Genomic DNA, 22,838 nt, shown 5'->3' with positions numbered 1-22,838 from the left:
GAGTCTAGAACCGTCTCGCGATCTCCTCGGACGCTTCGGCCGCGATCCGCAGCGCCGCTGCTCGGGGCGACGGCTGGTCGACCACTCCCTTGGTGAGACGGCGCATGGTCGTGGCGATCTTGTCGAACGCCGACTCCGCCGTGGCCTCGACGTCGCCGAACAACGTCCACCACCACCAGGAGTTCGTGGCGGAGTTCGCGACGACGTCGGGGATGACGAGCGCGTCGATCTCGGCTTCGGCTTCCTCGGTCACCGGCATGTTGGCCGCCTCGACGACCAGCTTCGCCCTGACCCGGTGCGCGTTGCCCGCGTTGATCGCGTAACTGGTGGCGGCGGGGACGAGCACGTCCGCCTCGACGTCGAGCCACCGTTCACCGTCGAGCTGCTCGTCTTGTTCGCGGAGTCTCGTCCTGTCGATGCCGCCGTGCTGGTCCCGTGACAGCAGAAGGGTTTCCACGTCGAGACCTCGTGGGTTTGCGACGACACCGTGGACGTCCGCGAGCCCGACGACCTTGACGCCGTTCTGGGCGAGGTACCGCGCGGTAGCGCCACCCATGGACCCGAAGCCCTGCACGAACGCGGTCGCGCCGGTCAGTCCGAGGTGTTCGATGCCGGTCAACGCCGCCTGCGCGACACCGTAGCCACCGACCAGCTCGTCGAGGCCCACACCGTCCACAGTGACCTGGAAGGCGTCCGCAAGTCGTTGGCGCGCTTTCTCTTCGTCGTCCAGCAGCGGGTACACCGCCTGGATGGACGACCGCAGACCGATCTTCTCGATGACCCGGTCGATCGTGGACTGCCTCAGGCCGAGGTCCTCCCCCATCGTCCAGAACCGTTCGACGTAGGGCGACATCGCGTACAGGTAGTTCGTGAGGACGTCTTCGGCTCGCGGGTCGTAGGGGTCGAAGTCGATGCCACCCTTGGCGCCGCCGAGCGGCACGTAGCGCGCGTCGGGGTCGTAGTTCAGTGCCTCTTTGGCGGTCATTCCCGCAGCCAGTCCGCGCACCTCGTCGAGCGTGCACCCCGCACGCATCCTCAGCCCGCCGCTGCTGACCCCGCGCACGAGCCGGTCGATGACGAGATAGCCCTTGGCGTGCGTAGCCGGGTCGGTCCACGTGACTTCGAGGTAGCTCACCGGCCTCAGCCTACGGCGTCGGTCACCTGGACATCTGCATGAGGAACTCGGCGTTGCTCTGCGTCTTGCGCAGCCCTTCGAGCAGCACGTCGATCTCGCGGTCGGCCATCGCCCTGCGCATGGTGTCCGTGATGGACAGCTCCTGGGGCGAGACGAGCAGCTCGGCCTTGCGCGTGCCGGACTGGTGCAGGTCGACGGCGGGGTAGATCCTCTTCTGCGCGGCCTTCCGGTCGAGCTTCAGCTCGGCGTTGCCGGTGCTCTTGAGCTCCTCGAAGATCACCGTGTCGGCCGTGGACCCGGTCTCCACCAACGCCGTGGCGAAGATCGTGAGGCTGCCACCCTCCTCGATGTTCCGCGCAGCACCGAGGAACTTCTTGGGCGGCGTGAGCGCCCCGGCGTCGATACCACCGCTGAGGATGCGCCCACCGTTGGGCGCGGCGAGGTTGTAGGCGCGTCCGAGCCGCGTGAGCGAGTCGAGCAGGATCACCACGTCCCGCCCGTCCTCGACCAGCCGCTTGGCCCGCTCCACCGCGAGCTCCGCGACCGCGATGTGGTCCCGGGGGTGCTCGTCGAACGTCGAGGCGAACATCTCGCCGGGAACAGTGGCCCGCATGTCGGTCACCTCTTCCGGCCGCTCTCCTACGAGCGCGACGATGAGGTGGACGTCGGGGTCGTTCTTGGCGATCGCCTGCGCGATCTGTTGCAGCACAATGGTCTTGCCGGCTTTGGGCGGCGCCACGACGAGTGCCCGCTGCCCCTTGCCGACCGGCATGACCAGGTCGATGGTGCGGCTGATGAGCTCGTCGGGGTCGTGCTCCAGCCGCAGTCTCTCGTTGGGGTAGAGCGGCGTGAGATCCTCGAACCTCGGCCGCCGGTGGGGCCTGCGCCCGTTGACGGTGTCGACGCCGACGAGCTTGTCGCCCTCCGCCTCACCGCTGATCTGGTCGCCGCGGCGCAGGTCGTGCTGCCTCACGAGGTGCTGCGGAACCTGCGGCCCGTCGACCAGGAATGCCTTGTTGTTGCGTACGTCGAGTACACCGATGTGCATCGGGTCTGTCCTTTCAGGAGGGTTTCAGATGCGCTTCATCGACTCCGCACGCCGTGTGCGGAGGAGAGCGCTTGTCGATGCACTCGGGAGGGCATCGAATATGGGTCCACCAGCGTCAAAGGCTGGGGGTTCGTCGCTGCGGCGTTGTGATCGTCCAGCAGCTGGCCGGAACTTACGTGCGCCTCAGCGCACTGCCGGTACGGCATGACTGTATCAGACAACGTCAGGCGCGCACCTGTTATTCCGAGCACTTCCTCCACGACAACCGGAACGTGGTGCTCACGCTCGAGTCGGTCGAATCCATGGTCATGAAGCCGCCGGTACCCGTCACCTTGAGCTCGGTCTCGATGACCAACGGCTCGCGCCCCTTGCACGGCCCGTGCTGCACCCCGTCCGGGGTGTCCGTGGCGTACCAGTTGTCGCTCATCGGCCCCTGATAGGTGTGCGTGCTGTGACGCGTCGGAAAACCTGGAAAGCGGTAGGCGTTGCGCACGACCCCTTTGACCTTCGCGTCCAAGTGCGCGAACCCCCGGTAGTCGGTGGCCGCGACACCGTACGTGTACCCCGCCGCGTGGTTGATGCGAAGCTCGATCGTGCAGCTCTTCTTGCCGCTCTGCACCAGGAAGTCGCTGTAGGTGACCGTGAACGCCTCGTTGTCCGACGACATGGCAACGCTGCTCGTGCCCGCCGGACAGCCCTCGCCGGCGACACTGGTCACGTCGACCGTGACCAGCCCGAGCGGCTGGACGAGCGAGACCAGCAGTGCTACCACAGCCAGCATCGGGCCTCCTCGAGTCGCTGCAGGAGAACCTACCGAGGCTCGCAATCCCGCAGGGCCCGCTCATGCGACCTGTTGGCCTCCCGCACCACCCGCGGGGATGACCAGTGCATCGACGGCCAGCACGCCATCGGGACCGACCCTCACCGGGTTGAGCTCGATCTCGGCGAGATCCGGCCGAGCCGTGATCGTCTCGGAGATCCGGGCGATCACCTCGGCCAGCGCCGGCACGTCGGGGGCCGGTGCGCCGCGCCAGCCGGACAGCAGCGGGGCGCAGATGAGCCGTTCGAGCATGTCGTGCGCCGTGGCCGGGGTGACGGGTGCGAGCTCGATCGCGGTGTCGTTGAACAGCTCCGCGTGGATGCCGCCCGCCCCGACGAGGACAACGGGGCCGAACGAGTGGTCCTGCTTGGCGCCGATGATCAGCTCGACGGCGTTCTCGCGCGTGTCCATCTCCTCGAGGACGTACGGTCCGGGCCCGAGCCTGGCGTGCATCTCCTCGAACGCCACCGCGGGGTCGGTGACGTTGATCTTCACTCCGCCGCACTCGCTCTTGTGGGTGAGCCAGTCGGCCTTGAGGGCGTACGGCGCCTTGAGCGGCGTGGATCTGGCTTCGGCGACGCTCGTGACAGCGTGGGCTCGGGGGAAGCGGACGAAGCTCAGGAGGTCGCGGGCGGCGAGGTAGCCCGGCTGGAACGACACCGCTGTCGCCCCGCCTTTGACCGTCGTGGCCAAGCCTTCGTCACCCGTCACCCGACTCCGTTCGCCCGCAGCGGCCGGTTCCCCTTCCGCTGCCGCCGTCTCGTCCTCGGCCACTGCCTCGACCCCCGCGGTGGCCAAACCCTCACCCACTGCCGCCGTCTCGCTCCCGGCGTGCGTGGTGGCCAGGCTTGCGCAGGCGTCCCCTCCAGGGGGTCCCCCGGCTTCGATTCTTCCAGGCAGCACCGACAGTTCCGGCGTGCGCGGCGCGCGAGTGGGCCGTTGATCAAGCGCGCCGAGGCGTGCCGCGTCACCCAGCGCGGCCATCGCGCGCTCGATCGTGTGCTGCACCGGTACCCCGCCCGCCCGCAACGCCCGCACCGCGGCCGAGTCCGGGCGCATGCTGTGCACCACCACGGTGACACCGGTTTCCCTGGCCACGTCACAGATTCGCGACGCCACCGCCACCTCGGCGGACTCCAGTGTTGGCGTGTCCTCTCCGTAGCTGCCGAAGTAGCCGGACAACACGACGGTGTCGACTTCTCCCCCGCGCGCGAGCACCTCGACGGCGCGCGCGTAGTTCGCCAGGTCGCGCTCCCCCGCCCCGGCGAGGTCGATCGGATTGCGCCTCGACGCCCCGGCGGGCAACCCGTCGGCGGACGTCAGCGCGGGCACGGACAACCCGGCCGCGACCGCGAGGTCCGCCGCGATCGCACCCTGACCACCGGAGTCCGAGATCACCCCGACCCGTGCGCCGCGGGGCGTCCCGCACGACAGCACGGCGGCCAGGTCCACCAACGCGGCCGGAGTGGCGACTCGCACCGCGCCGGCACGGCGGCAGGCCGCATCCACAACGTCCAAAGAGGACGTCAGCGCACCGGTGTGGGTGAGAGCGGCTTCCTGGGCGGCTGCGGAAGAGCCAACGGTCAGCAACACCACCGGCTTTCCGGCGGCGCGCAGTTCCGACATCGCCGTCACGATTCCAGGACCGAAGCTCTCCAGGTAGACGCCGACGACCGTGGTCATGTCGTGCGGAACGAGGTCCAGCAACGCTTCCGTCGCCGTCACGTCCGCCTGGTTGCCCACCGAGACGAACCGCGAGACGCCGATCCCCGACGCCGCCGCGAGCCCGCCGATCTCCAGCCCGACCTGCCCGCTCTGCGACACCACCCCCAGCGAACCCGACTGGAACCGGCCCCAGGCGAGGTGCAGGGACGTCGCGGCGTCGAACACACCGAGGCAGTTCGGCCCGAGGAGGCGCGCTCCCGCGTCACGGATCCTGCGGACGACCGAGTCGTCGATCCCGGAGGTGATGCCGACGAACCCCCGCACACCGACCGCCAGCGCCTCGTCCACCACCGCCGGCACGTGCGCCGCGGGCACGGCGAGCACCACCAGTTCGGGGGCCTCGGCGATTTCCGACAGCGACCGGACCGTGGGTTCCGAGAGGACCAGGCCGCCGCCGTGGTTGACGAGGTGGACCGTGCGGCGGTCACGTCCGACGAGAGCGCCTCGCGCGAGCCAGTGGCCCCACTTGGCGGGGTCGTCGCTGGCACCGACTACCGCGACGGACGCGGGATCCGAGAAGATCATCTGGCACCGAGGCCACGGGAGATGACGAGGCGCTGGATGTCCGAGGTGCCCTCTTCGATCTCTTCGAGCTTGGCGTCGCGCATCCAGCGTTCGACGGGGTAGTCGCGTGAGTAGCCGTAGCCGCCCAACGTCTGCACGGCCGCATGGGTGCACCACATGGCGTTCTCCGATCCGACGAGCTTCGCCATCGCTGCCTCCTGCGCCACCGGGTGTCCTTCGTCGTGCAACGTCGCCGCGCGCACGGTGAGCAAGTGCGCCGTGTCGACACGAGTGGCCATGTCGGCGAGCCGGAACGCCACCGCCTGGTGCTGGATGATCGGCACGCCGAACTGCAGCCTGGTGCGCGCGTAGTCGTTCGCGAAGTCGAGTGCGGCGCGGGCGAGTCCGGTCGTGGCGGCGCCGATGAGGATGCGCGACGCGTCGAACGTCCGCATCAGCCCGGCGAATCCCTGCCCCTCCTCGCCGAGCCGGTTCTCCACGGGCACGCGCACGTCGTCGAGGAACACCTCGGCGTTCACGATCGCGCGTTGGCCCATCTTGCGGAACGGCGGTCCGACTTCGAGGCCGGGAGTGTCGCGGGGCACGACGAACGCCGTCACGCCCTTGGCGCGCTTCGACGGGTCGACGGTCGCGAAGATGACGAAGTACTCGGCGTAGGGGGCGTTGGAGATCCAGGTCTTCTGTCCTTTGAGGACGTAATCGTCACCCACACGCCTGGCGGACGTCCGGATGCTCGCCGCGTCCGATCCACTGCCCGGTTCCGTCACGGCGACAGCGGTGATCGGCGGAGTTCGAGTCGCGAGTGGACGGAGGAAGCGTTGCTGCTGCCGGGGATTGCCGAGGTGCTCGATCGGCGCGCTGAAGAAGCCGTTGGACGTGACCAGGTTGCCGATGCCGATGTCGCCGTGGCACAGCTCCTGCTGGATCAGGACCTGGGTGAGCAGATCGGTGACACCGCCGCCGCCGAACTCCTCGGGGATCATGAAGCTCGTCAGGCCGAGCTTCGCCGCCTTCTCCCAGAGGTCGAGCGGCGACTCGGTGTCGGCCTCGTCGACGGCGCGCGCCCGCGGGCGGATCTCGGCGGCGGCGAACTCCCGGGCCAGTTCGACGAACTGCTGCTGTTCGGCCGTGAGCCGCAGGCCGTCGCGGACGGTCCGCCCCATTCTCTCTCACTCCTAATTTGACTGATGAGTCAGTTATTCGCGGTCCACGGGGCAGCCTAGCCGCGTTTCAGCAGGTTGGAAGGTCGCGAACGGGTGATGGCTCGGGGCCGCGAACCCGATCGTGAGGAGGAATACCGGGAGTTGTCCACAGATCGCCGAACGGTGGGTTGACAGGTGCGTTCGGTCGCTAGGTTGGGTGGAGGTGGGTGGTTTGCCCCCTGGGAGGGCGGGGCCTCGCGCACCGACCGATTTGCATTGCCGATGCCGCCGAGAGGCCTGTTCGCATCAGAGTTGTTTGGTGGCAGAGTCTTCTGTGACGCAAGTCCTCAGTGAACGGTGCTGTGGGCCTGTTCGCGGCGAGGTCGCCGAGGCCCGGCGATGACGAACTCGTGACAGAGGCGCGGCCCGTCGATAGGCCTGCCCTATGCGAACCGCGCCCGCCGAGCCATCGGACTGCCGCCGGAGGGCGCGCGACCGCAGCCGCACACCGGCCGGCCGCCGGCTGCTTCGCCTGCCGTCACGACGAGCCGGGCTGACGCACCGTGATCACCACCCGGCGCAGGAGTACCCGCACGGAGCATCCCGCATGATCAGCGGAACACCGCCTCCGCCAGGATGACGGCCATGACCGACTGGCTCAGCCGCTACCGGAGCGGGCGACGGGACGCGGTGTGGCACGAGCTCCGTCAGCTCGGGAGCGGCGTCCGCGAGCGGGCCGACGAAGCGCGGGCCGTCTGCGAGGAGATGGCGCGGCGCGCCCGGCACAACGTCGAGCTGATCGTGGAGCGGCTCACCGCCGAGGGCTACCGCTTCCACGCGAACAACGACGAGCAGACCCCGGCGACGCCCCACATCCCGCCCACCGAGAACGCCGAAGCACACCTCGGCTGGATGCGGGACAGGTTCGGCACCCTGCCCATGACGCTGGAGGCCTGGGTCAGGATCGTCGGCGACGTGTGGCTCGTGGGGACGCACCCGCGGTGGCCGACGTCGGCCGGAGCCGACCCACTGGTCGTCGAGGTGGAAAGGCCGTGCTCCAGCGAGGGGTACCGGAGGTACCTCGAGGAGGAGCACGAGGCGTGGGCGCAGGAGCCCGACGGACTGTTCGAGTTCTCCGTGGCCCCCGACCAGCTGCACAAGGACAACACCAGCGGGGGCTCGCCGTACGGGTTCGTCCTGCCCGACGGGTGTGCCGACGGCCTGTTCGCCTGGGACGGCGGGCCGATGCCGTTCGTCTCCTACCTCAACCGCGTGTTCGGCGACGGCGGCTTTCCGAACCACACCGGCACCGAGGGCGAGTGGTGGATCAAGCACCAGCTCGCCCAGGACCTGCTCCCGCTCTGACCGGTCGCGACACACCCGGCGGCGTGGTCAGGTCCTCAGCGCCGCCCGGACGATGTCCAGCGCCTCGTCCGAGGTGAGGCCCAGTTCCGCGGACATCGCCGCGTACTGGGCCGCCGCCGCGCGGACGCGCTCCCGGTTGTTGTCGCCGTTCGCGCTCACCACGGTCCCTGCGCGGCCCCGTGTCTCGACGAGGCCGGCTTCCTCCAGCTCACGGTAGGCGCGCGCCACCGTGTTGACCGCCAGGCCCAGGTCTTTCGCCAGGGCGCGCACCGTGGGCAGCTTGGCACCCACCGGCAGGTCCCGGTTCGAGATCGCGTGCGCGTAGTGCACGCGCACCTGCTCGTACGGGGGCAGGTCCCCCTGGTGGTCGATCTTCACTGCGGCCCCATCCTCCCCGGCATGTCACTACCTCTGTATTGACCAACGGAGGAGTTGCCGGGAGGTTGCGGTCGAATCACCGGAGATTGGTCTGGTCCGCACCCATCCGCACGTACAGCTCGCGCCAGCCCTGGTCGGACTCCGACGCGGCTCTGCCGTCGCAGTAGGGCTTTGTGCCGTTGGTCGTGTAGTAGCGGAGGATCGACAACGACACGACGGTGTCCCAGTTCCCCTCGTCGAGGTACTCCTCCCCCGGTGCCTGGTCCTGGTGCCTCATGCACGAGATGCACCTAACCGGCCAGCGCACGCGTGGCCAGACCGACTCCTACGAGCATCACCAGCGCCGCGGTGCCCAGCGGCGAGAAGTCCGCGAGCCTGCGGAAACGGGTCAGGCGCGGCCCGAAGCGGTCCCTCAGCGAGACCAGCAGCAGGCCGGCGGCGGTCAGCGTCGCGGCCATGCCCAGCCCGTAGGCGAGCACGAGCACGACGCCGAACCACGTGCGGCCCAGCGCGATCGCGCCCAGGAGCACGACCAGCGCGGACGGCGAGGGCACCAGGCCGCCCGCGCCGCCCATCCCCACGAGCCCCGCCCGGCGGTGCCCATGGCCGTGACCGTGCCCATGACCATGTCCGGAGTCGCGCCGCTCATGCCCACGGGACAGCACCGCCGAGCGGAGCAGCGCCCCTCCGATCACCGCGACCAGCAGACCGCTCGCCACGCCGAGCCAGCGCAGCACCGACTCGCCCGCGACCACGCTGGACACGCTGAGCAGCAGCCCCAGCACCAGTACCCCCGCCGTGTGGGTGATGGTGACGGTGGCTCCCACGAGGAGTGCGTCGCGGCGGGTTCCCCCTCGACCCCGCCAGGTAGGCGGCCATCACTGTCTTGCCGTGGCCGGGCAGCGCCGCGTGGGACGCGCCCAGCACCAGGGACAGCAGGACCGCGCCGATCCCGACCACCGGGGTGAGGTCACCCACCAGGCCGGCGGCCACCTTCGTGGCCGCTCCCAGCGCACCGGGCGGGGTGACGACGGTCCCCTCCCCCGGTCGCGCCACGAACCGCACCGCCCGGACGTCCAGAGGGGACGACAGCAGGTCCTCCGGGTAGGTGCGCAGCTCGTCGCTGACCGACTCGGCCGGAGCGCCGGACACCGCGACGCCGACACCGGCGACGGTGATCTCGCGCCAGCCGACCCCGTCCTCGAGGTACGAGTCGCTGAACGTCACGCCGATTTCGCCGCTCACCGTCAGGGGCGCGGTGTACTCGCAGGTCAGCCTCATCGTGGGCAGACCCGCCTCACCGGCAGGGCGCACGACGCCGGCGTCGCGCACCTCGAACAGCAGCTGCCGCTCGTCGGCCATGGCGTCCAGCGACTTCGCGCGTTCGGCACACCGCTTGCGGGCGTCGACGAACTCGCGGTCCTGCAAGGTCGGGGCTCGTGAAGGCGTAGACGTCGGTGTTGTCCACCGCGGGGTCCACCGCGATCAGGGGTGCCTCGCGGTGGCTGGAGGCCTGGGCCGCCGGTATCGCCGCCGCTGCCGCGACCACGACCGCGGCGACCGCCCCACGGCGTAATCGCTTCTTGTTGCTCGTAGACATTGTCCTGCTCCCTTCCGACAGCCAGGGATTCGGAGCAGGACGTCTGCCGGTTCGGTTCGATTTTTGGTGCTGTTCGGCGGCTTCGAAGCTGTGCGCTAAGGCGTCTTCGCTTCAGCCAACCTGGCTAGGACCGTTTCAGCCAGACTGCGGAACTCCTTGTAACACCGCTGTACCAGCCCTAGGGTGCTGCCGATCGCGCCATCGGCCGAGCGCAAGTCGAACATGGGCTTCCGGGCATCGTGCGCCAACGGCATGAGACTCTGGTAATTACGCACGGTAGCAATCTCGTAGCCACGAACGTCAGACCCAGACCTCGCCTCGCCTAGTACCTCATCCGCGAACACGCCGGGGATGCGGTCCAGCCAACGCCGGTACGCGGCGACCGGTCGATCGAGCCGCATGGTCGGCTGCATGATCACGTATCCGAGCGGAACCATGTTTCCGGCTGGCGCATCGATCGCAGGAGGCACCTTCGGCATTACCGTCTCCTGCCACGTCGACCGCCATTGACGAAGCGCCGGTCCCAGGTTGATCAATCCTCGCAGCGAGAACAAGTCTGCCGCCAACGGCATCAGCACCGTGTCGGAGGCCAGCAGCGCCGAGCGGTTGATCGCACCGAGGTTCGGCCCAACGTCGATGAGGACGACGTCCGCGTTCACCTTCTCCGCGGCAGCCGAGATGATCCGGTGAAACGCGGTGGTAGCCCTGATAGCGGCCATGTCCGTACCGGTGAAGCTACGAGGCCAAGCGTCGGAGAGCTTCTCCTCGAACGCACTCAACTCGAGATCGCCAGGCAACAACCAGAGCGTGTCTCGAATTCGAATGGGGTCGAACAGCTCGATGTCTCCCAGCCCTTCCATGATTGGCCCGACAGAAGCTGCCAGAGTGCCTGGGTTCGCCGCATCCAGCATGGGCAGCAGACGGGGTTGAAGTTGCCCCAGCACGGGACTGCTCGACTCGTTCCACAAGGCCGCGAGATCGTCCTCATCGAGAAATGCCGCGGTCAGGTTCGACTGCGGATCAAGATCGACGGCCAATACTCGTTGACCCAGCCGCTCCATCATGTGCGCAAGGTGATAGGTGAGCGTGGTCTTTCCAACGCCACCCTTGTTATTGAAGAGCGCCAGCGAGATCACGCTTGCCTCCTCACGAGCACAGACCACGACACGTCATCGACGACATATTCGGCCGGCGGGTTCCCGTTTCGCGCCAACGATGCCCGAACGCGACCAATACCGCGCCCGAACCGGTTAACATAACCTAGAGCCTTCATCGCACCAGCCAGCGAAGGGTTTCTGTAGTCGTTGACCCGTTCGAAGTTGTCAGCGTTGACCTGCCCGAAGGGACCACCTGGGTTGGTTACTTCGATTCGATCATCGAACCATGCGATGCGAACAGGAGCATAAGACGACTCGTAGTTACGATGCATCACCGCGTTCATGCAGATCTCTCGCAGCGCTTCCAACGGATAGTCTGGATGTTCCTCTTCTCTGAAATCGTCCACAGTGACCAACGCGGTGTGAAGATGCCCTCGCAGTACGGCGGACAGCCGAGCGGCGGCATCGACCACGTTGCCCCGGATCTCCTGATCGTCGACTACAGGAGCGTCGAGATCGGTGCCCTTGTAACGGACGAACTGGATATAGGCGCCAGGAATCTGTGCGCTCGGATTCAGGCCGATCGCGAGCAAGCCCAGTACGGTTGGAACACCGTTGGGATCCGTTAGACGGAGAGATGCCAGCTGCAAGTCAGCCGGGCGCCCGTTTTCCTCCAGCACCTCAGGAGAGACCACCGATGGCAGGTAAGTCGACCGGAACAGCGTCAGATCGAGGTCCTCGATCGCGGCTGAGTGAACGGCGTGACTGTCGAAAGGCGCCGAGAGTTCGCGACGCCTCTCGGTGAGCACGCGTTCATCCTCTCGGTGTGCTTTTCGCGTAGTCGGTCCCGGACGCACGTACACGACACCGTCGAACCGCACTGGCGGTGTGGCCGAGGCTTCAACCCGGATCCTCACCACTTCTTGACCTTTGAAGATCGCACGACCGACCGTCATCGACGGCCGGTCGATGACTCGGCCGTCATCGCGATACTCGGTCAACGTCAGCAGAAGCCGATCGTTGATCTCCACCTTCACCGGCTCGCCCGAGTCGTCCACTCCAATGAGGAGGTCGCCTCCGCCGTTCTTCGGTAGATCGTTGGCGAACGCGCAGATCAGCTGGCCGATCACCTTGCGCTCCGGGACAGACTCCTTGAACTCGAGGCTGGAGGTCTCGTTCGTCCCGAGCTGGTCGGCAAGGTCGGTGGTCATGACCGCAATCCTCGCAGACCGCGCGATCTCCGCAGTGCGGTGTTGCCTATTCGGCGGCTTTAGGAGCCACGACAGTTCCGCGTGCCCGCGTTACGACAATCGGCTCAACCAGTACGTCGGCCGCCGAAGGTCCGCGTTCGGGCGACGAACGGCACACCACCCGTGCTTCGAACTCGATCTCACGCGACCGCTTGCCGATGCGCACCAGCGTCGCCGTGGCCTCCACGACGTCACCGGCCTGGATCGGCGCCGCGAACTCCACGGAGCTGTACCCGGCGAAGAGTCCCTCGTCGGAGTCCGTGTGGATCAGCAGCTCGGTGGCGACGTCGCCGAACATCCCGAGCCCGTAGGCACCGTCGACGAGGTTGCCCCCGTAGTGCGCGTGGGAGTGCGGCACGTAACGGCGGTGCGTCACTTGAAAGCCTTCGACCAAAGCCCCGCTCACGCGGCGACCCCCTTTTTCTCCTGCATCGCGTGCACCAGATAGCTCGCGACCTCGCCCGGCGTGGTACCCCGGGAGAACACCCGATCAACCCCCAGTTCGCCCGCCATCAGCGGGTCGAAGCGGGGACCACCGGCGACCAGCAGCGGCCGCCTGTCCCCCATCGCCTCGCGGAACGCCGCGGACATCTCCTGCGTGTTCAGGATGTGCGCGTCCCGCTGGGTCACGACCTGGGAGATCAGCACGGCGTCGGCCTTCTCCGCGCGGGCGCTGCGGACGAGCTCGGGAACGCTCACCTGCGCGCCGAGGTTCACGACCTTCAGCTCGCGGTAGTACTCCAGGCCCTTCTCGCCGGCGAACCCCTTGATGTTGAGGATCGCGTCGATGCCGACGGTGTGCGCGTCCGTGCCGATGCAGCCCCCGACGACGACGAGCTTGCGCCGCAACACCTTCTTGAGCGTCGTGTTGACCTCGGCCGGGGACAGCAGCGGGTACTCGCGCTCGACGACCTTGACCTCGTCGAGGTCCACCAGGTGCTTCACCGAGCCGTAGACGACGAAGAACGTGAAGTTCTCGCCGATGGGGTTCGAGTGGACCACCATCGCGGGGTCCATGCCCATCCTGTTCGCGAGCTGCTGCGCCGCGCCGTCCGCCTTGGGACCGAACGGGATCGGCAGGGTGAACGACGTCTGGACCATGCCGTCGCCGGTGGTGTCGCCGTACGGCCTCACGTACCTCTTCGGGTCGGTCACTGCACGGCCTCCAGCATCTCGCTCGCGGGGTTGAAGTACGTTTCGGCCTTCTCGACCACGCCATCGGCGCCCTTGCCCTTGTTGGCAGGGCGCTTCATCAGGCCGAACGTGCCGTCCGCGATCGCGTTCAGCAGGCCGTCGTCGACGATGCGCCCGAGCAGGTCGACGGCCTCGCCGAGAACCTGGTGCGCCCGCTTGACGATGAGCCCGTCCGGCGCGGGCCGGAAGTCCTCCGCGAGGCTGCCCGCCGCGTTGAGCACGTACCGGACGTTCTGCAGAGCGAGGTCGCGGTCGGACAGGAACGGCGTGACGACGGCCTCGGTCATCATGCCGACGAGCAGGATGGACTGTCCTGTCAGGACACCCGCGAGGTTGAAGAACCCGTCCAGCAGGTAGCCGTTGAAGACGTCGCCGGTCATGTGCTTGGTCGGCGGCATCCACTTGAGGGGCGCGTCCGGGAACAGCTCGCGGGCCAGGAGCGCGTGCGCGAGCTCCAACCGGAACGAGTCGGGCACCTTCGGGTTGATCTCGAACGCGTGCCCGAGGCCCAGCAGGTGGTCGGGCAGTCCCGCCTCGTGGGCGAAGTGCTCGTTGAGGAGCTGGGAGACCGTGACGGTGTGCGCGGCGTCGACGGCGTCCGCGGTGGTGAGGTAGTTGTCCTCGCCGGTGTTGATGATGATGCCGGCCCGCGCGTGGACCTGGCGGCTGAAGCGCTGGTCGACGAACGTGCGGATCGGGTTGATGTCGCGGAACAGGATGCCGTACATCGAGTCGTTCAGCATCATGTCGAGCCGCTGGAGTCCGGCCAGCACAGCGATCTCCGGCATGCACAGCCCGGACGCGTAGTTGGTCAGCCGCACGTACCGGCCGACCTCCTTCGACACGTCGTCGAGCGCCGCGCGCATGATCCGGAAGTTCTCCTGCGTGGCGTACGTGCCCGCGAAGCCGTGGTGCGTGGCGCCTTCCGGCACGTAGTCGAGCAGGCTCTGGCCGGTCGACCGGATCACCGCGATGACGTCGGCGCCCGCGCGGGCCGCGTTCTGCGCCTGGACCACGTCCTCGTCGATGTCGCCGGTCGCGACGATCAGGTAGATCCACGGGCGCTGCGCGGGGTCGCCCCACTTGGCGACGAGCTTGTCCCGCTGGGCCCGGTTGCGGTCGACGGTCTTCAGTCCCCTGGCGACGGCGCTCGTCGCGGCCTTCTTGGCCGCCGTCAGGTCCTTGCGTTCAGGGATCTTGAACTGGATCTGGCCCGCCGCCGTGGCTTCCGCGAGCTCGGTGAGCGTGGCGAGGTTGTTCTCGCGCAGTGCGTGGAAGGCCGGGAGCGCCACGCCGTGCTCCAGACCGCACTGCTCACGGACCGTGTCGATCACGCGGTTGACCCACGGCACGTCACCGGCGCGGTGGGTGGAGTCCGCGCCGGTGATACCTGCCAGGCGGAGTGTGGCGCGCTCGACGGCGACGGTGGTGTGCGCCTTCGCGAGGGACACCACCGGTTCGGCGGCCCGCGCCGCGAGTTCGCGCGCGGTCGCGACGACCTTGGGGTCGAGGTCGAGCAACGCCATGAGTCACTTCCTTTCGTAGATGGCCCGGCCGTTCAGCACGGTCCGCACGCAGACGGGCGCCGGACCGGTCAGGTCGGGCAGACCGGGCACACCCGAACGCGGGTCGGTCGACCAGCGCTGCACCCGTGCGTCCGACCCGGCCACGACGAGGTCGCCGGTCTCCCACACCGCGTAGGTCGCGGGCGCGCCGGGCTGCAGAGTGCCGGTCAGGCCGTCGTCCACGCCCGCCGCACGCCAACCGCCACGGGTATGAGCGGTGAAAGCAGCGCGAGGTGACACCCCGAAGCCCTCGGTCTTGTGGTGCACCGCCGCGCGCACGGCAGCCCACGGGTCGATGGCGGTCACCGGGGTATCCGAGCCGAACGCGAGCACCACGCCCGCGGCGGCCAGGCGGGAAAAGGGGTTCAGCCCCACACCGCGCTCGGCTCCGAGCCGCTGGACGTACATCCCAGTCGGACCACCCCACTCGGCGTCGAACAACGGCTGGACGGACGCGATCACACCCCACCCGGCGAGTTTCTCCGCCTGCTCCTCGGTGACCATCTCGACGTGCTCGAGGCGGTGGCGCGCGGAGGCCAGGGCGGGCGTGCCGAGCGTCTTCTCGGCGGCCTCGAAGCCCTCGATGATCGCGGCCATGCCGGCGTCGCCGATGACGTGGAAGCCGGCCTGCAGACCGAGCTCGGCGCACTTGACCAGGTGGTCGGCGATCTGCTGACCGGTCAGGTAGAGCGCGCCCGACGTCGGGGCGTCGGCGTAGGGCTCGACCAGTGCGGCCGTGCGCGAACCGATCGCGCCGTCGACGAAGTGGTCACCGGCCAGACCCCGCACCGGGACCGAAGGCAGGTCACCGGCTCCCCAGTAGGCGACCACCTCAGGCCCCTCGCCCAGTGCGAGGAGCTCGCGCAGGTCGTCCTCGCCGGAGATGTCCGGACCGGCGCACTCGTGCACGGCCGCGATCCCCCGAGAAGCGGCGTGGTGGAGGAACGCCAGCTGCGCGGCTCGGCGTTGGTCAGCGGTGATGGCCGCCTTGGCGGTGCCCCGGACGTGGTGGTGGGCGGCGCGCGAGAGAGGGCCGTCTCCTGAGAACCCGTCCGCGGCACGAGCCTCGTCGGTGATGAGGTTGGACGAGACGAGTGCGGAGTGCACGTCGATGCGCGACAGGTACACCGTCTTGCCGCCGGCGGCCTCGTCGATCTCCGCGCGCGTCGGCGGGCGGTTCTCCTGCCAGCGCGTCTCGTCCCAGCCGTGGCCCCACACGAGCGGGCCGGGAGCGTCCCGCACCTGCTGCAGCAAGGAGTCCACCGAGGACGTCCTGGTCAGGTCGAGGCCCGTCAGGAGGAGGCCGGCCGACGTGGCGTGCACGTGCGCGTCGACGAACGCGGGCGCGACGAAGGCGCCGTTCAGCTCGATGACCTCGGCGTCGGGGTGCAGTGCACGGCCGACCGAGTCCTGTCCGATCCACACGACGACGCCGTCCGTGACGGCCATGGCCGTCGCATCCGGCGCGTAGATGCGGCCGCCGACCAAAAGTTGCGTACTCACGTCACGCAGTCTGCCGTTGCTCGAACAGCGCCCGCACACCCGGCCGGGTCCTGACCAGGTCCAGCGCGAACGACGCGTGACCAGGCACATACCCGTTGCCGACCAGCATCTCGACGTCGGCCGCCAGCCCCTCCGCTCCCAAAGCGGCGGCACTGAACGAGGTCGCCATCGAGAAGAAGATCACGGTGCCGCCGTCCGCGGTCGCGAGGATGGCGCCGTGCTCGCACCCCGGCACGTCCACACACACGACCGTGACGTCGACTTGTTTGCCCACCGCTTCAGCGACAGCGACGGGGTTGCGTGCGTCCGCGATGACGACCTCGTCCGCGAGGCCCGACTCACGCACCAACGCGGCCTCACGCTCAGTCGGCACCAACGCCACGAGGCGCGACGCACCGGCCTGACGTGCGGCCGCGAGAGAGAGCGACCCCGACTTCCCGCCACCGCCGAGCACCAACACGGACCCACCGGGGTGCTTACGCACCACACGGTCGGTCAGTGCCGGTGCACCGCACACGTCGAGCACGGATAGCGCCAGCTCGTGGGACATGTCGTCCGGTAGCACGGCCGCGATGGACCGTCCGAACAGCACAGCGGTCCCCCGGCACGGCACCTGCTCGTCCTCGCCGTCCCAGTCCCGCAGGTCGTCGTCGATCCTCAACGGCGTCAGCGTGAGGCTGACCAGTGTCGCGATCCGGTCGCCGACCTTCAGCCCGAGCGGCGACTCCGGCCCCACCTCGAGCACGGTGCCGAGCAGCATGCCGCCCGAGCCGGTGACCGGGTTCTGCATCTTGCCGCGCTCGGCGACGATGCCGAGCACGGCCTGCCGGACCGCGGCGCCGCTGCCGTGCTGCTCCCTGAGCTGCCGGAACGACGCCGCGTCCAGGTTGAGGCGTTCGACCGCGACGACGACCTCGTCGGCGGCGGCGACCGGGTCCGCGTCCAGCCGCCACGCCTGCTGCGGAAGGACGCCGGCGGGGTCGAGGACGCGGTGCAGTCCGTACGCGCTCACCTGAAAATCCTTCGGTCGACGACGCTGTCTCGAAGATATCTTCACGTGAAGCTTCAAGATCCCGCAAGCATCACTCGGAAATCAGGCGGAACCAGCGGCAGTCGTACGGTGCCAGGTCCACCTTGGCGCCGCTCTTGGCCGGCTTGACCGTGCCGCCCGTCGCCAGGTCCGTGAGCACTCCGTCGGCCGGAACGCGCACGGTGACCTCCTGGTCGGCGAAGTTGTGCACGGCGATCACGGTGCCGCCGTCGCAGTCCGCGCGATGGGCGAACACGGTCGGATCGCCGACGTCGAGCACCTGCACGGTGCCCCACGCCAACTCTGGCGCCTCGCGGTAGAGCTCGACCAGACGACGCATCCACGTGAGCAGCGAGTCCGGGTCGTGGCGCTGCCTGCCCGCCTCCTCCCAGTCCATCGGCACGCGCACCGCGAGCCGGCCTTCCAGCGACAGGTCCTCCTCCAGGCCGATCTCCTCGCCGTAGAAGAGCACCGGCGTGCCCGGCAGCGTGAACAACAGGCTGTAGACCATCCGGATGCGGCGCTGGTCGCCGTCGAGCATGCCGGGGAGCCGGCGTCGCAGGCCACGGCCGTAGAGCTGCATGTCCGGGTCAGGGCCGAAGGCGTCGAAGACCTCCTGGCGCTCGTCCATCGGCAGCTTGTCCAGCGTCAGCTCGTCGTGGTTGCGGACGAACGTCGCCCAGTGCCCGTCGCGCGGCGGCAGCGGGCGTTCCTGCAACGCCTTGACCATCGGCCCGCTCGACTGCCGGGCCAGCGCCAAGTACATCGCCTGCATGCCGACGAAGTCGAAGCACATGGTCAGCTCGTCGCCGACGCCCTGGCCGTAGAAGGCCATCGTGTCCTTGTACGGCAGGTTCACCTCGCCGAGCAGCACGCCCTCGCCGTTGCGGCGGTTGAGGAACGCGCGCAGGTCGGTGAGGTAGTCGTGCGGGTCGGGCAGGTCGATCGCGTCGGTCTTCTCCTGGTGCTCCAGCAGGAACGGGACGGCGTCCACGCGGAAGCCGCTGAGCCCCAGCTCCATCCAGAAGCCCATGATCCGCGCGATCTCGTCGCGCACGGCGGGGTTGGCGACGTTCAGGTCGGGCTGGTGCTTGTAGAAGCGGTGCAGGTAGTACTTGCCGACCTCCTCGGAGTACTCCCAGAGCGAGTTCTCCTTGTCGGGGAAGGTGATCCCCTGAGGTCCGTCCTGCTGCGGCTCGTCTGCCCACACGTACCAGTCGCGCTTCTCGGGGTCGTGGAACCACGGGTGCTCGTCGGACGTGTGGTTGACGACGAGGTCGGCGATGACGCGCATGCCACGGTCCCGTGCGGCGCGCACGAACTCCACGAAGTCGCCGAGCGAGCCGAGCCGTGGGTCGACGCCGTAGAAGTCGGTGATGTCGTAGCCGTCGTCGCGTTCGGGCGTGGGGTAGAACGGCATCAGCCATACGCACGTGACGCCGAGGGCGTGCAGGTGGTCGAGGCGTTCGGTAGCGCCGCGGAACCCCTCGTCGGAGAAGGTCTCCACGTCGAGGCAGTAGAGGACGGCGTTCTTCCACCAGACGTCGGACGTGCGGATCACGCGGTCACCTCCGGCAGGACGTGCTCGCCGAACGCGTCGATGAACGCGGTCAGGTCCTGGCCCACGTGGTGCAGGTAGATCTCCTCGAACCCGATCTCCTCGTAGGCGTTGAGCTGCTCGGCGTGCCACTTCAGGTCCGACGACACGTTGACCACCTCGGCGACCTGCTCCGGCGTGACGTTCTCGGAGACGACGTCGAAGTGGTCGACCATCTCCAGGTCCCAGCACACGGGCGGCTGGAAGATGTTGCTGCGCCACTGCTCGTGCGCCATCGCCATCGCCTTGTCCTCGCTGGGGTCCCAGCTCAGGTGCGCCTGGAGGTGGAGCTTGCCCCGGCCGCCGGCGTCGCGGTAGGCGTCGGCCACCTCGCGCAGCTTGTCGGGGGCCGCGTTCACGGTGATCAGCCCGTCGGCCCAGGACGCGCACCACCGCGCCGTCTCGGGGCTCACGGCCGCGCCGATCAGCAGCGGCATCTCGTCCGGCAACGTCCAGAGCCTGGCGCGGTCGACCGTGACCAGGCCGTCGTGGCTGACCTCCTCGCCGGAGAGCAGCGCCCGGATGACGTCGACGCACTCGCGCAGCCGGGCCGTGCGGACGTCCTTGCGCGGCCAGCCGTCGCCGGTGATGTGCTCGTTGCTCGCCTCGCCGGTGCCCAGCGCGGCCCAGAACCGTCCTGGGTACATCGCGGCGAGCGTGCCGATCGCCTGGGCGGTGATCGCCGGGTGGTAGCGCTGCCCCGGTGCCGTGACCACGCCGAACGGCAGGCTCGTGGCCTGCAGCGCGGCGCCGAGCCACGACCAGGCGAACCCGGACTGGCCCTGGCGCGAACTCCACGGTGAGAAGTGGTCGGAACTCATCGCCGCGCCGAACCCGGCTTCTTCGGCCCTGCGCACGGCGGTGAGCAGGGCGGAGGGGTGTATCTGCTCGTGTGAGGCGTGGATCCCGTAGACCGTCATGTCCCTTCAGTACCCATTCGAGCACTTCGAGAAAGCTTTGAACCGAGCGAACGTCGCGCCCGTGTGGAATGCAGCACCCTCGCTGCGGAGGAGGAACGACGATGTTCAACGAGACTCGTGTCGGCACCGTCACCGTCGTTGAGTTCGTTCGGCCGGACGGCTCCATCGAGCCGATGAACGTCGATTTCCAGTACCGCTCAGACGATCCGCACGCCGTGACGATGCGCTTCCACGCACGTGACCAGGAGTCGACGTGGCTGGTCGGGCGCGAGCTGCTGTCCGACGGGCTGATGTCGCCGGCGGGGATGGGCGACGTGCGGCTGCGTCCGGCGGAGGGTGACGTGCTCGTGCTGGAGCTGTTCACCGAGGACTCGCACGCCGTGTTCCACCTGTCGGCGGACGAGCTGGGCCGGTTCCTCGACTCGACCTACTCCGCGGTGCCGGCCGGGCGTGAGGTCGTCGACTTCGAGCTGCTGCTGAAGGACCTGCTGGCCTGACCGGTCAGAGGCGCAGGCCCAGCACGAGCTCGTCGGCGGAGTCGATCACGCGGAAGCCGACGTGTTCCCAGAAGCCGATCGCGTGTGTGTTGTGGTGCCGCACGTGCACATGAACGCCCTTCTCCAGACGTTCGAGCAACGCCCGTACGAGCGCGCCACCGAGCCCTTTGCCCTTCGCGCGCGGGAGCAGGTTCGCGTGCATGTGCGCCGGATAGTCGCGAACCATGATCGGGTCGACCCGCGCCGGGTGGTGGATCTGCTGCACGATCCGGTTCGCGTCCGGCGTCAACGGATAGCGGACGCGCAGGTCAGGCCACCAGTCGCGGTCGCAGCGGTCTTCGAAGGCCTCGGTGTCGGACGCCGCGACGGCATAACCGCAGACGCCGTCATCGTCCTCCGCGACAACCGCCAGGTCGGGCTCGAACGCCACGTACGGGCCGACGTGGACGTGCCCCATCAACCGCGCGTCGTCGAACAGGTGGCGCACGCCCTGGCCACCGTTGCCCGTGTCGAGGCAGATGTCGTAGAGCGCGTTCAGGTCGGCGGGCCGGTACGCGCGGATCACGTCAGTTCGCGCCGGTCGGCGATGATCACCGGCTCGGCGTCGACGACTTCGCCCTCGACGACCTGACCGGCGCCGAAGCGGCGTTCGTGCTCGAACTTGAGCGCCGCCGCCTCCGCCCTGCGCGCGACCCGCCTGCTCACGATCCTGCGCGTCGGCGGGAACAGCAGGAACAACGCCACCACGTCGCTGAGGAAGCCCGGCACCATGATCAGCGCACCGGCGGCCGCGATGAGCATGCCGTCGGCCATCTCCTGGTGCGGCTGCTGACGCCTCAACACCGACTCGCGCAGCGCCGCCACGGCGTGCGCACCCTGCCTGCGCACCAGCGACAGACCCACCAGGGTGCCGACCAGGAGCAGCGCGATCATCCAGAGCCCGCCGATGGCGTTGCCAACGGCGACCATGACCGCGACCTCGGCGAAGACCCCGAGCAGCAGCAGCGCGAGAACAGGCATACCGGTTGAACGCACGGGACGCCGCAAATGCTCCCGAGCACCCCTCAACCAGGCCTTGATCTGAAATATTTACGGCAGCCTGGCGGTATGACAGGATATCTTTACGCCACCTCGACGTAGAGGAGTACGGATGACCGCGCTGCACGACGCCCCCACGGCGCTGGAGCGGCTGGACCGCCAGCCGTACACGTACGTCCGCCGAGAGCTGGTCGAACCCGACTGGCGGCGCTTCCCCGGCTGGGCCCACGTGACCGAGGCGCAGTGGCGCGACGCCCAGTGGCAGCGGGTGAACTGCGTCAAGAACGTGAAGCAGCTCCGCAAGGTGGCGGGCGACCTGCTGACCGACAAGTTCTACGACGACCTCGCCGCGGACCAGTCGTCGTTCGCGACGATGTCGATGCTGATCCCGCCGCAGATGGTCAACACGATGGCGGTAGACGCGCCGCTGACGCCCGCGGAGTTCACCGAAGCCTTCCTGGCCGACCCGGTGCGCCGCTACATGCTGCCGGTCTCCTCGGACCGCGACCCCGACTGGCCGTCCCACCCGCACTCTCAACGCGACTCGCTGCACGAGGCGGAGATGTGGGTGGTCGAGGGCCTGACCCACCGCTACCCCACCAAGGTACTGGCGGAGATGGTGTCGACCTGCCCGCAGTATTGCGGGCACTGCACCCGCATGGACCTGGTCGGCAACTCCACACCGTTGATCGACAAGCACAAGCTGACCCTGAAGCCGGTCGACCGCCAGGACCAGATGATCGGCTACCTGAAGAAGACCCCCGGCGTCCGCGACGTGGTGGTCTCCGGCGGCGACGTGGCGAACGTGCCGTGGCCGCAGCTCGAGTCGTTCCTGATGCGCCTGCTGGACATCGAGACCGTCCGAGACGTCCGCCTGGCCACCAAGGCCCTGGCCGGCCTCCCCCAGCACTGGCTCCAGCCACGCGTCGTCGAGGGCCTGGAACGCGTAGCGCGCACGGCGTCCCGTCGCGGCGTGAACTTGGCGATCCACACGCACGTGAACCACGCCCAGTCCGTGACGCCCCTCGTGGCCGAGGCCGCGCGTACGGCCCTTGAGGTCGGTGTGCGGGACGTGCGCAACCAGGGCGTGCTGATGAAGGGCGTCAACGCCACTTCGGACGACCTGCTGGATCTTTGCTTTGCGCTGCAAGGGGAAGCGAACATCCTGCCGTACTACTTCTACATGTGCGACATGATCCCCAACGCGGAGCACTGGCGGGTGTCGGTGTGGGAGGCGCAGGAGCTGCAGCACGCGATCATGGGCTACCTGCCCGGATATGCGACGCCGCGGATCGTGTGCGACGTGCCGTACGTCGGGAAGCGGTGGGTGCACCAGCTCGCCGATTACGACCGCGAGCTCGGGATCTCCTACTGGACCAAGAACTACCGCACCGGGATCGAGCTCGAAG

22 protein-coding genes and 2 pseudogenes are annotated in these 22,838 nt (G+C 68.5%); 3 read left to right on the top strand and 21 right to left on the bottom strand.

Annotation, left to right across the window (positions count from 1 at the left end; genetic code table 11):
* Positions 1-4: 4 nt before the first annotated feature.
* The 5 genes and pseudogenes from VM306_RS01260 to VM306_RS01240 form a co-directional block, all read right to left on the bottom strand.
* A complete protein-coding gene (locus tag VM306_RS01260; RefSeq protein ID WP_325510320.1) occupies positions 5-1,135 on the bottom strand; it encodes a Glu/Leu/Phe/Val dehydrogenase dimerization domain-containing protein in 1,131 nt (376 codons plus the stop codon).
* A 22-nt stretch (positions 1,136-1,157) separates the two neighbouring features.
* Positions 1,158-2,174 (bottom strand): annotated as a pseudogene (rho, locus tag VM306_RS01255) (transcription termination factor Rho); the annotation flags it as partial.
* A 247-nt stretch (positions 2,175-2,421) separates the two neighbouring features.
* Entirely contained in the window at positions 2,422-2,964 is a 543-nt protein-coding gene (locus tag VM306_RS01250; RefSeq protein WP_325510319.1) for a DUF4360 domain-containing protein, read from the bottom strand.
* Positions 2,965-3,024: 60 nt separating this feature from the next.
* The gene (locus tag VM306_RS01245; protein ID WP_325510318.1) at positions 3,025-5,253 is read right to left on the bottom strand and encodes an acetate--CoA ligase family protein; all 2,229 of its coding nucleotides are present in this window, start codon (positions 5,251-5,253) and stop codon (positions 3,025-3,027) included.
* Positions 5,250-6,416 carry an acyl-CoA dehydrogenase family protein gene (locus VM306_RS01240; protein ID WP_325510317.1) on the bottom strand — a complete coding sequence of 389 codons (1,167 nt, stop codon included), beginning with the start codon at positions 6,414-6,416 and terminating at the stop codon, positions 5,250-5,252. The genes VM306_RS01245 and VM306_RS01240 overlap by 4 nt, the downstream gene beginning before the upstream one ends.
* Before the next feature lie 624 nt (positions 6,417-7,040).
* Here VM306_RS01240 and VM306_RS01235 point away from each other — a divergent pair.
* Positions 7,041-7,760, top strand: coding sequence for a hypothetical protein (locus tag VM306_RS01235; RefSeq protein ID WP_325510316.1), 720 nt, complete (start codon positions 7,041-7,043; stop codon positions 7,758-7,760).
* Between the two features lie 27 nt (positions 7,761-7,787).
* On the opposite strand, the gene VM306_RS01230 is transcribed toward VM306_RS01235, so the two are convergent.
* The 14 genes and pseudogenes from VM306_RS01230 to VM306_RS01165 all read right to left on the bottom strand — a co-directional run bounded on the left by VM306_RS01230 (position 7,788) and on the right by VM306_RS01165 (position 19,894).
* A complete protein-coding gene (locus VM306_RS01230) occupies positions 7,788-8,138 on the bottom strand; it encodes a GntR family transcriptional regulator (RefSeq protein ID WP_325510315.1) in 351 nt (116 codons plus the stop codon).
* A 76-nt stretch (positions 8,139-8,214) separates the two neighbouring features.
* Positions 8,215-8,415, bottom strand: a complete 201-nt coding sequence (locus VM306_RS01225; RefSeq protein ID WP_325510314.1) for a hypothetical protein — start codon at positions 8,413-8,415, stop codon at positions 8,215-8,217.
* A gap of 13 nt (positions 8,416-8,428) precedes the next feature.
* Entirely contained in the window at positions 8,429-8,875 is a 447-nt protein-coding gene (locus VM306_RS01220) for a sulfite exporter TauE/SafE family protein (RefSeq protein ID WP_325510351.1), read from the bottom strand.
* A complete protein-coding gene (locus VM306_RS01215) occupies positions 8,784-9,566 on the bottom strand; it encodes a hypothetical protein (protein WP_325510352.1) in 783 nt (260 codons plus the stop codon). The genes VM306_RS01220 and VM306_RS01215 overlap by 92 nt, the downstream gene beginning before the upstream one ends.
* 37 nt (positions 9,567-9,603) lie before the next feature.
* A pseudogene (locus VM306_RS01210) lies at positions 9,604-9,738 on the bottom strand (hypothetical protein); the annotation flags it as partial.
* A 95-nt stretch (positions 9,739-9,833) separates the two neighbouring features.
* Positions 9,834-10,874: a ParA family protein gene (locus VM306_RS01205; protein WP_325510313.1), complete on the bottom strand. Its 1,041-nt coding sequence runs from the start codon at positions 10,872-10,874 to the stop codon at positions 9,834-9,836.
* Positions 10,871-12,046, bottom strand: a complete 1,176-nt coding sequence (locus VM306_RS01200; RefSeq protein ID WP_325510312.1) for an ATP-binding protein — start codon at positions 12,044-12,046, stop codon at positions 10,871-10,873. The genes VM306_RS01205 and VM306_RS01200 overlap by 4 nt, the downstream gene beginning before the upstream one ends.
* A 46-nt stretch (positions 12,047-12,092) precedes the next feature.
* Positions 12,093-12,461, bottom strand: a complete 369-nt coding sequence (locus VM306_RS01195) for a hotdog fold domain-containing protein (protein WP_325510311.1) — start codon at positions 12,459-12,461, stop codon at positions 12,093-12,095.
* Positions 12,462-12,487: 26 nt separating this feature from the next.
* Positions 12,488-13,240, bottom strand: a complete 753-nt coding sequence (locus tag VM306_RS01190) for an OAM dimerization domain-containing protein (RefSeq protein WP_325510310.1) — start codon at positions 13,238-13,240, stop codon at positions 12,488-12,490.
* Positions 13,237-14,805 (bottom strand): lysine 5,6-aminomutase subunit alpha, encoded by a 1,569-nt coding sequence (locus VM306_RS01185; protein ID WP_325510309.1) that lies wholly within the window; start codon positions 14,803-14,805, stop codon positions 13,237-13,239. The genes VM306_RS01190 and VM306_RS01185 overlap by 4 nt, the downstream gene beginning before the upstream one ends.
* 3 nt (positions 14,806-14,808) lie before the next feature.
* On the bottom strand, positions 14,809-16,356 hold the full coding sequence (locus VM306_RS01180; protein WP_325510350.1) for an amidohydrolase: 1,548 nt from the start codon (positions 16,354-16,356) through the stop codon (positions 14,809-14,811).
* Positions 16,349-17,359, bottom strand: coding sequence for an L-erythro-3,5-diaminohexanoate dehydrogenase (locus VM306_RS01175; protein ID WP_325510308.1), 1,011 nt, complete (start codon positions 17,357-17,359; stop codon positions 16,349-16,351). Before VM306_RS01175 ends, VM306_RS01180 begins: the two co-directional genes overlap by 8 nt.
* Positions 17,360-17,429: 70 nt before the next feature.
* The gene (locus VM306_RS01170; RefSeq protein ID WP_325510307.1) at positions 17,430-18,938 is read right to left on the bottom strand and encodes an alpha-amylase family protein; all 1,509 of its coding nucleotides are present in this window, start codon (positions 18,936-18,938) and stop codon (positions 17,430-17,432) included.
* The gene (locus tag VM306_RS01165) at positions 18,935-19,894 is read right to left on the bottom strand and encodes a TIGR03885 family FMN-dependent LLM class oxidoreductase (protein ID WP_325510306.1); all 960 of its coding nucleotides are present in this window, start codon (positions 19,892-19,894) and stop codon (positions 18,935-18,937) included. Before VM306_RS01165 ends, VM306_RS01170 begins: the two co-directional genes overlap by 4 nt.
* Before the next feature lie 101 nt (positions 19,895-19,995).
* Here VM306_RS01165 and VM306_RS01160 point away from each other — a divergent pair, with 101 nt between their 5' ends.
* On the top strand, positions 19,996-20,391 hold the full coding sequence (locus VM306_RS01160) for an SsgA family sporulation/cell division regulator (protein WP_325510305.1): 396 nt from the start codon (positions 19,996-19,998) through the stop codon (positions 20,389-20,391).
* Between the two features lie 4 nt (positions 20,392-20,395).
* On the opposite strand, the gene VM306_RS01155 is transcribed toward VM306_RS01160, so the two are convergent.
* Both VM306_RS01155 and VM306_RS01150 read right to left on the bottom strand, forming a co-directional pair.
* On the bottom strand, positions 20,396-20,956 hold the full coding sequence (locus VM306_RS01155) for a GNAT family N-acetyltransferase (RefSeq protein WP_325510304.1): 561 nt from the start codon (positions 20,954-20,956) through the stop codon (positions 20,396-20,398).
* Positions 20,953-21,411, bottom strand: coding sequence for an FxsA family protein (locus VM306_RS01150; protein WP_325510303.1), 459 nt, complete (start codon positions 21,409-21,411; stop codon positions 20,953-20,955). Before VM306_RS01150 ends, VM306_RS01155 begins: the two co-directional genes overlap by 4 nt.
* A gap of 130 nt (positions 21,412-21,541) precedes the next feature.
* Here VM306_RS01150 and VM306_RS01145 point away from each other — a divergent pair.
* On the top strand, positions 21,542-22,838 hold a 1,297-nt coding region (locus VM306_RS01145; protein ID WP_325510302.1), incomplete at its 3' end, for a lysine 2,3-aminomutase.

It is taken from the genome of Lentzea sp. (assembly GCF_035525475.1).
GTDB lineage: Bacteria > Actinomycetota > Actinomycetes > Mycobacteriales > Pseudonocardiaceae > Lentzea.
The sequence above is the reverse complement of the archived record's forward strand: the minus strand, read 5'-3'. Positions and strand labels throughout refer to the sequence as shown.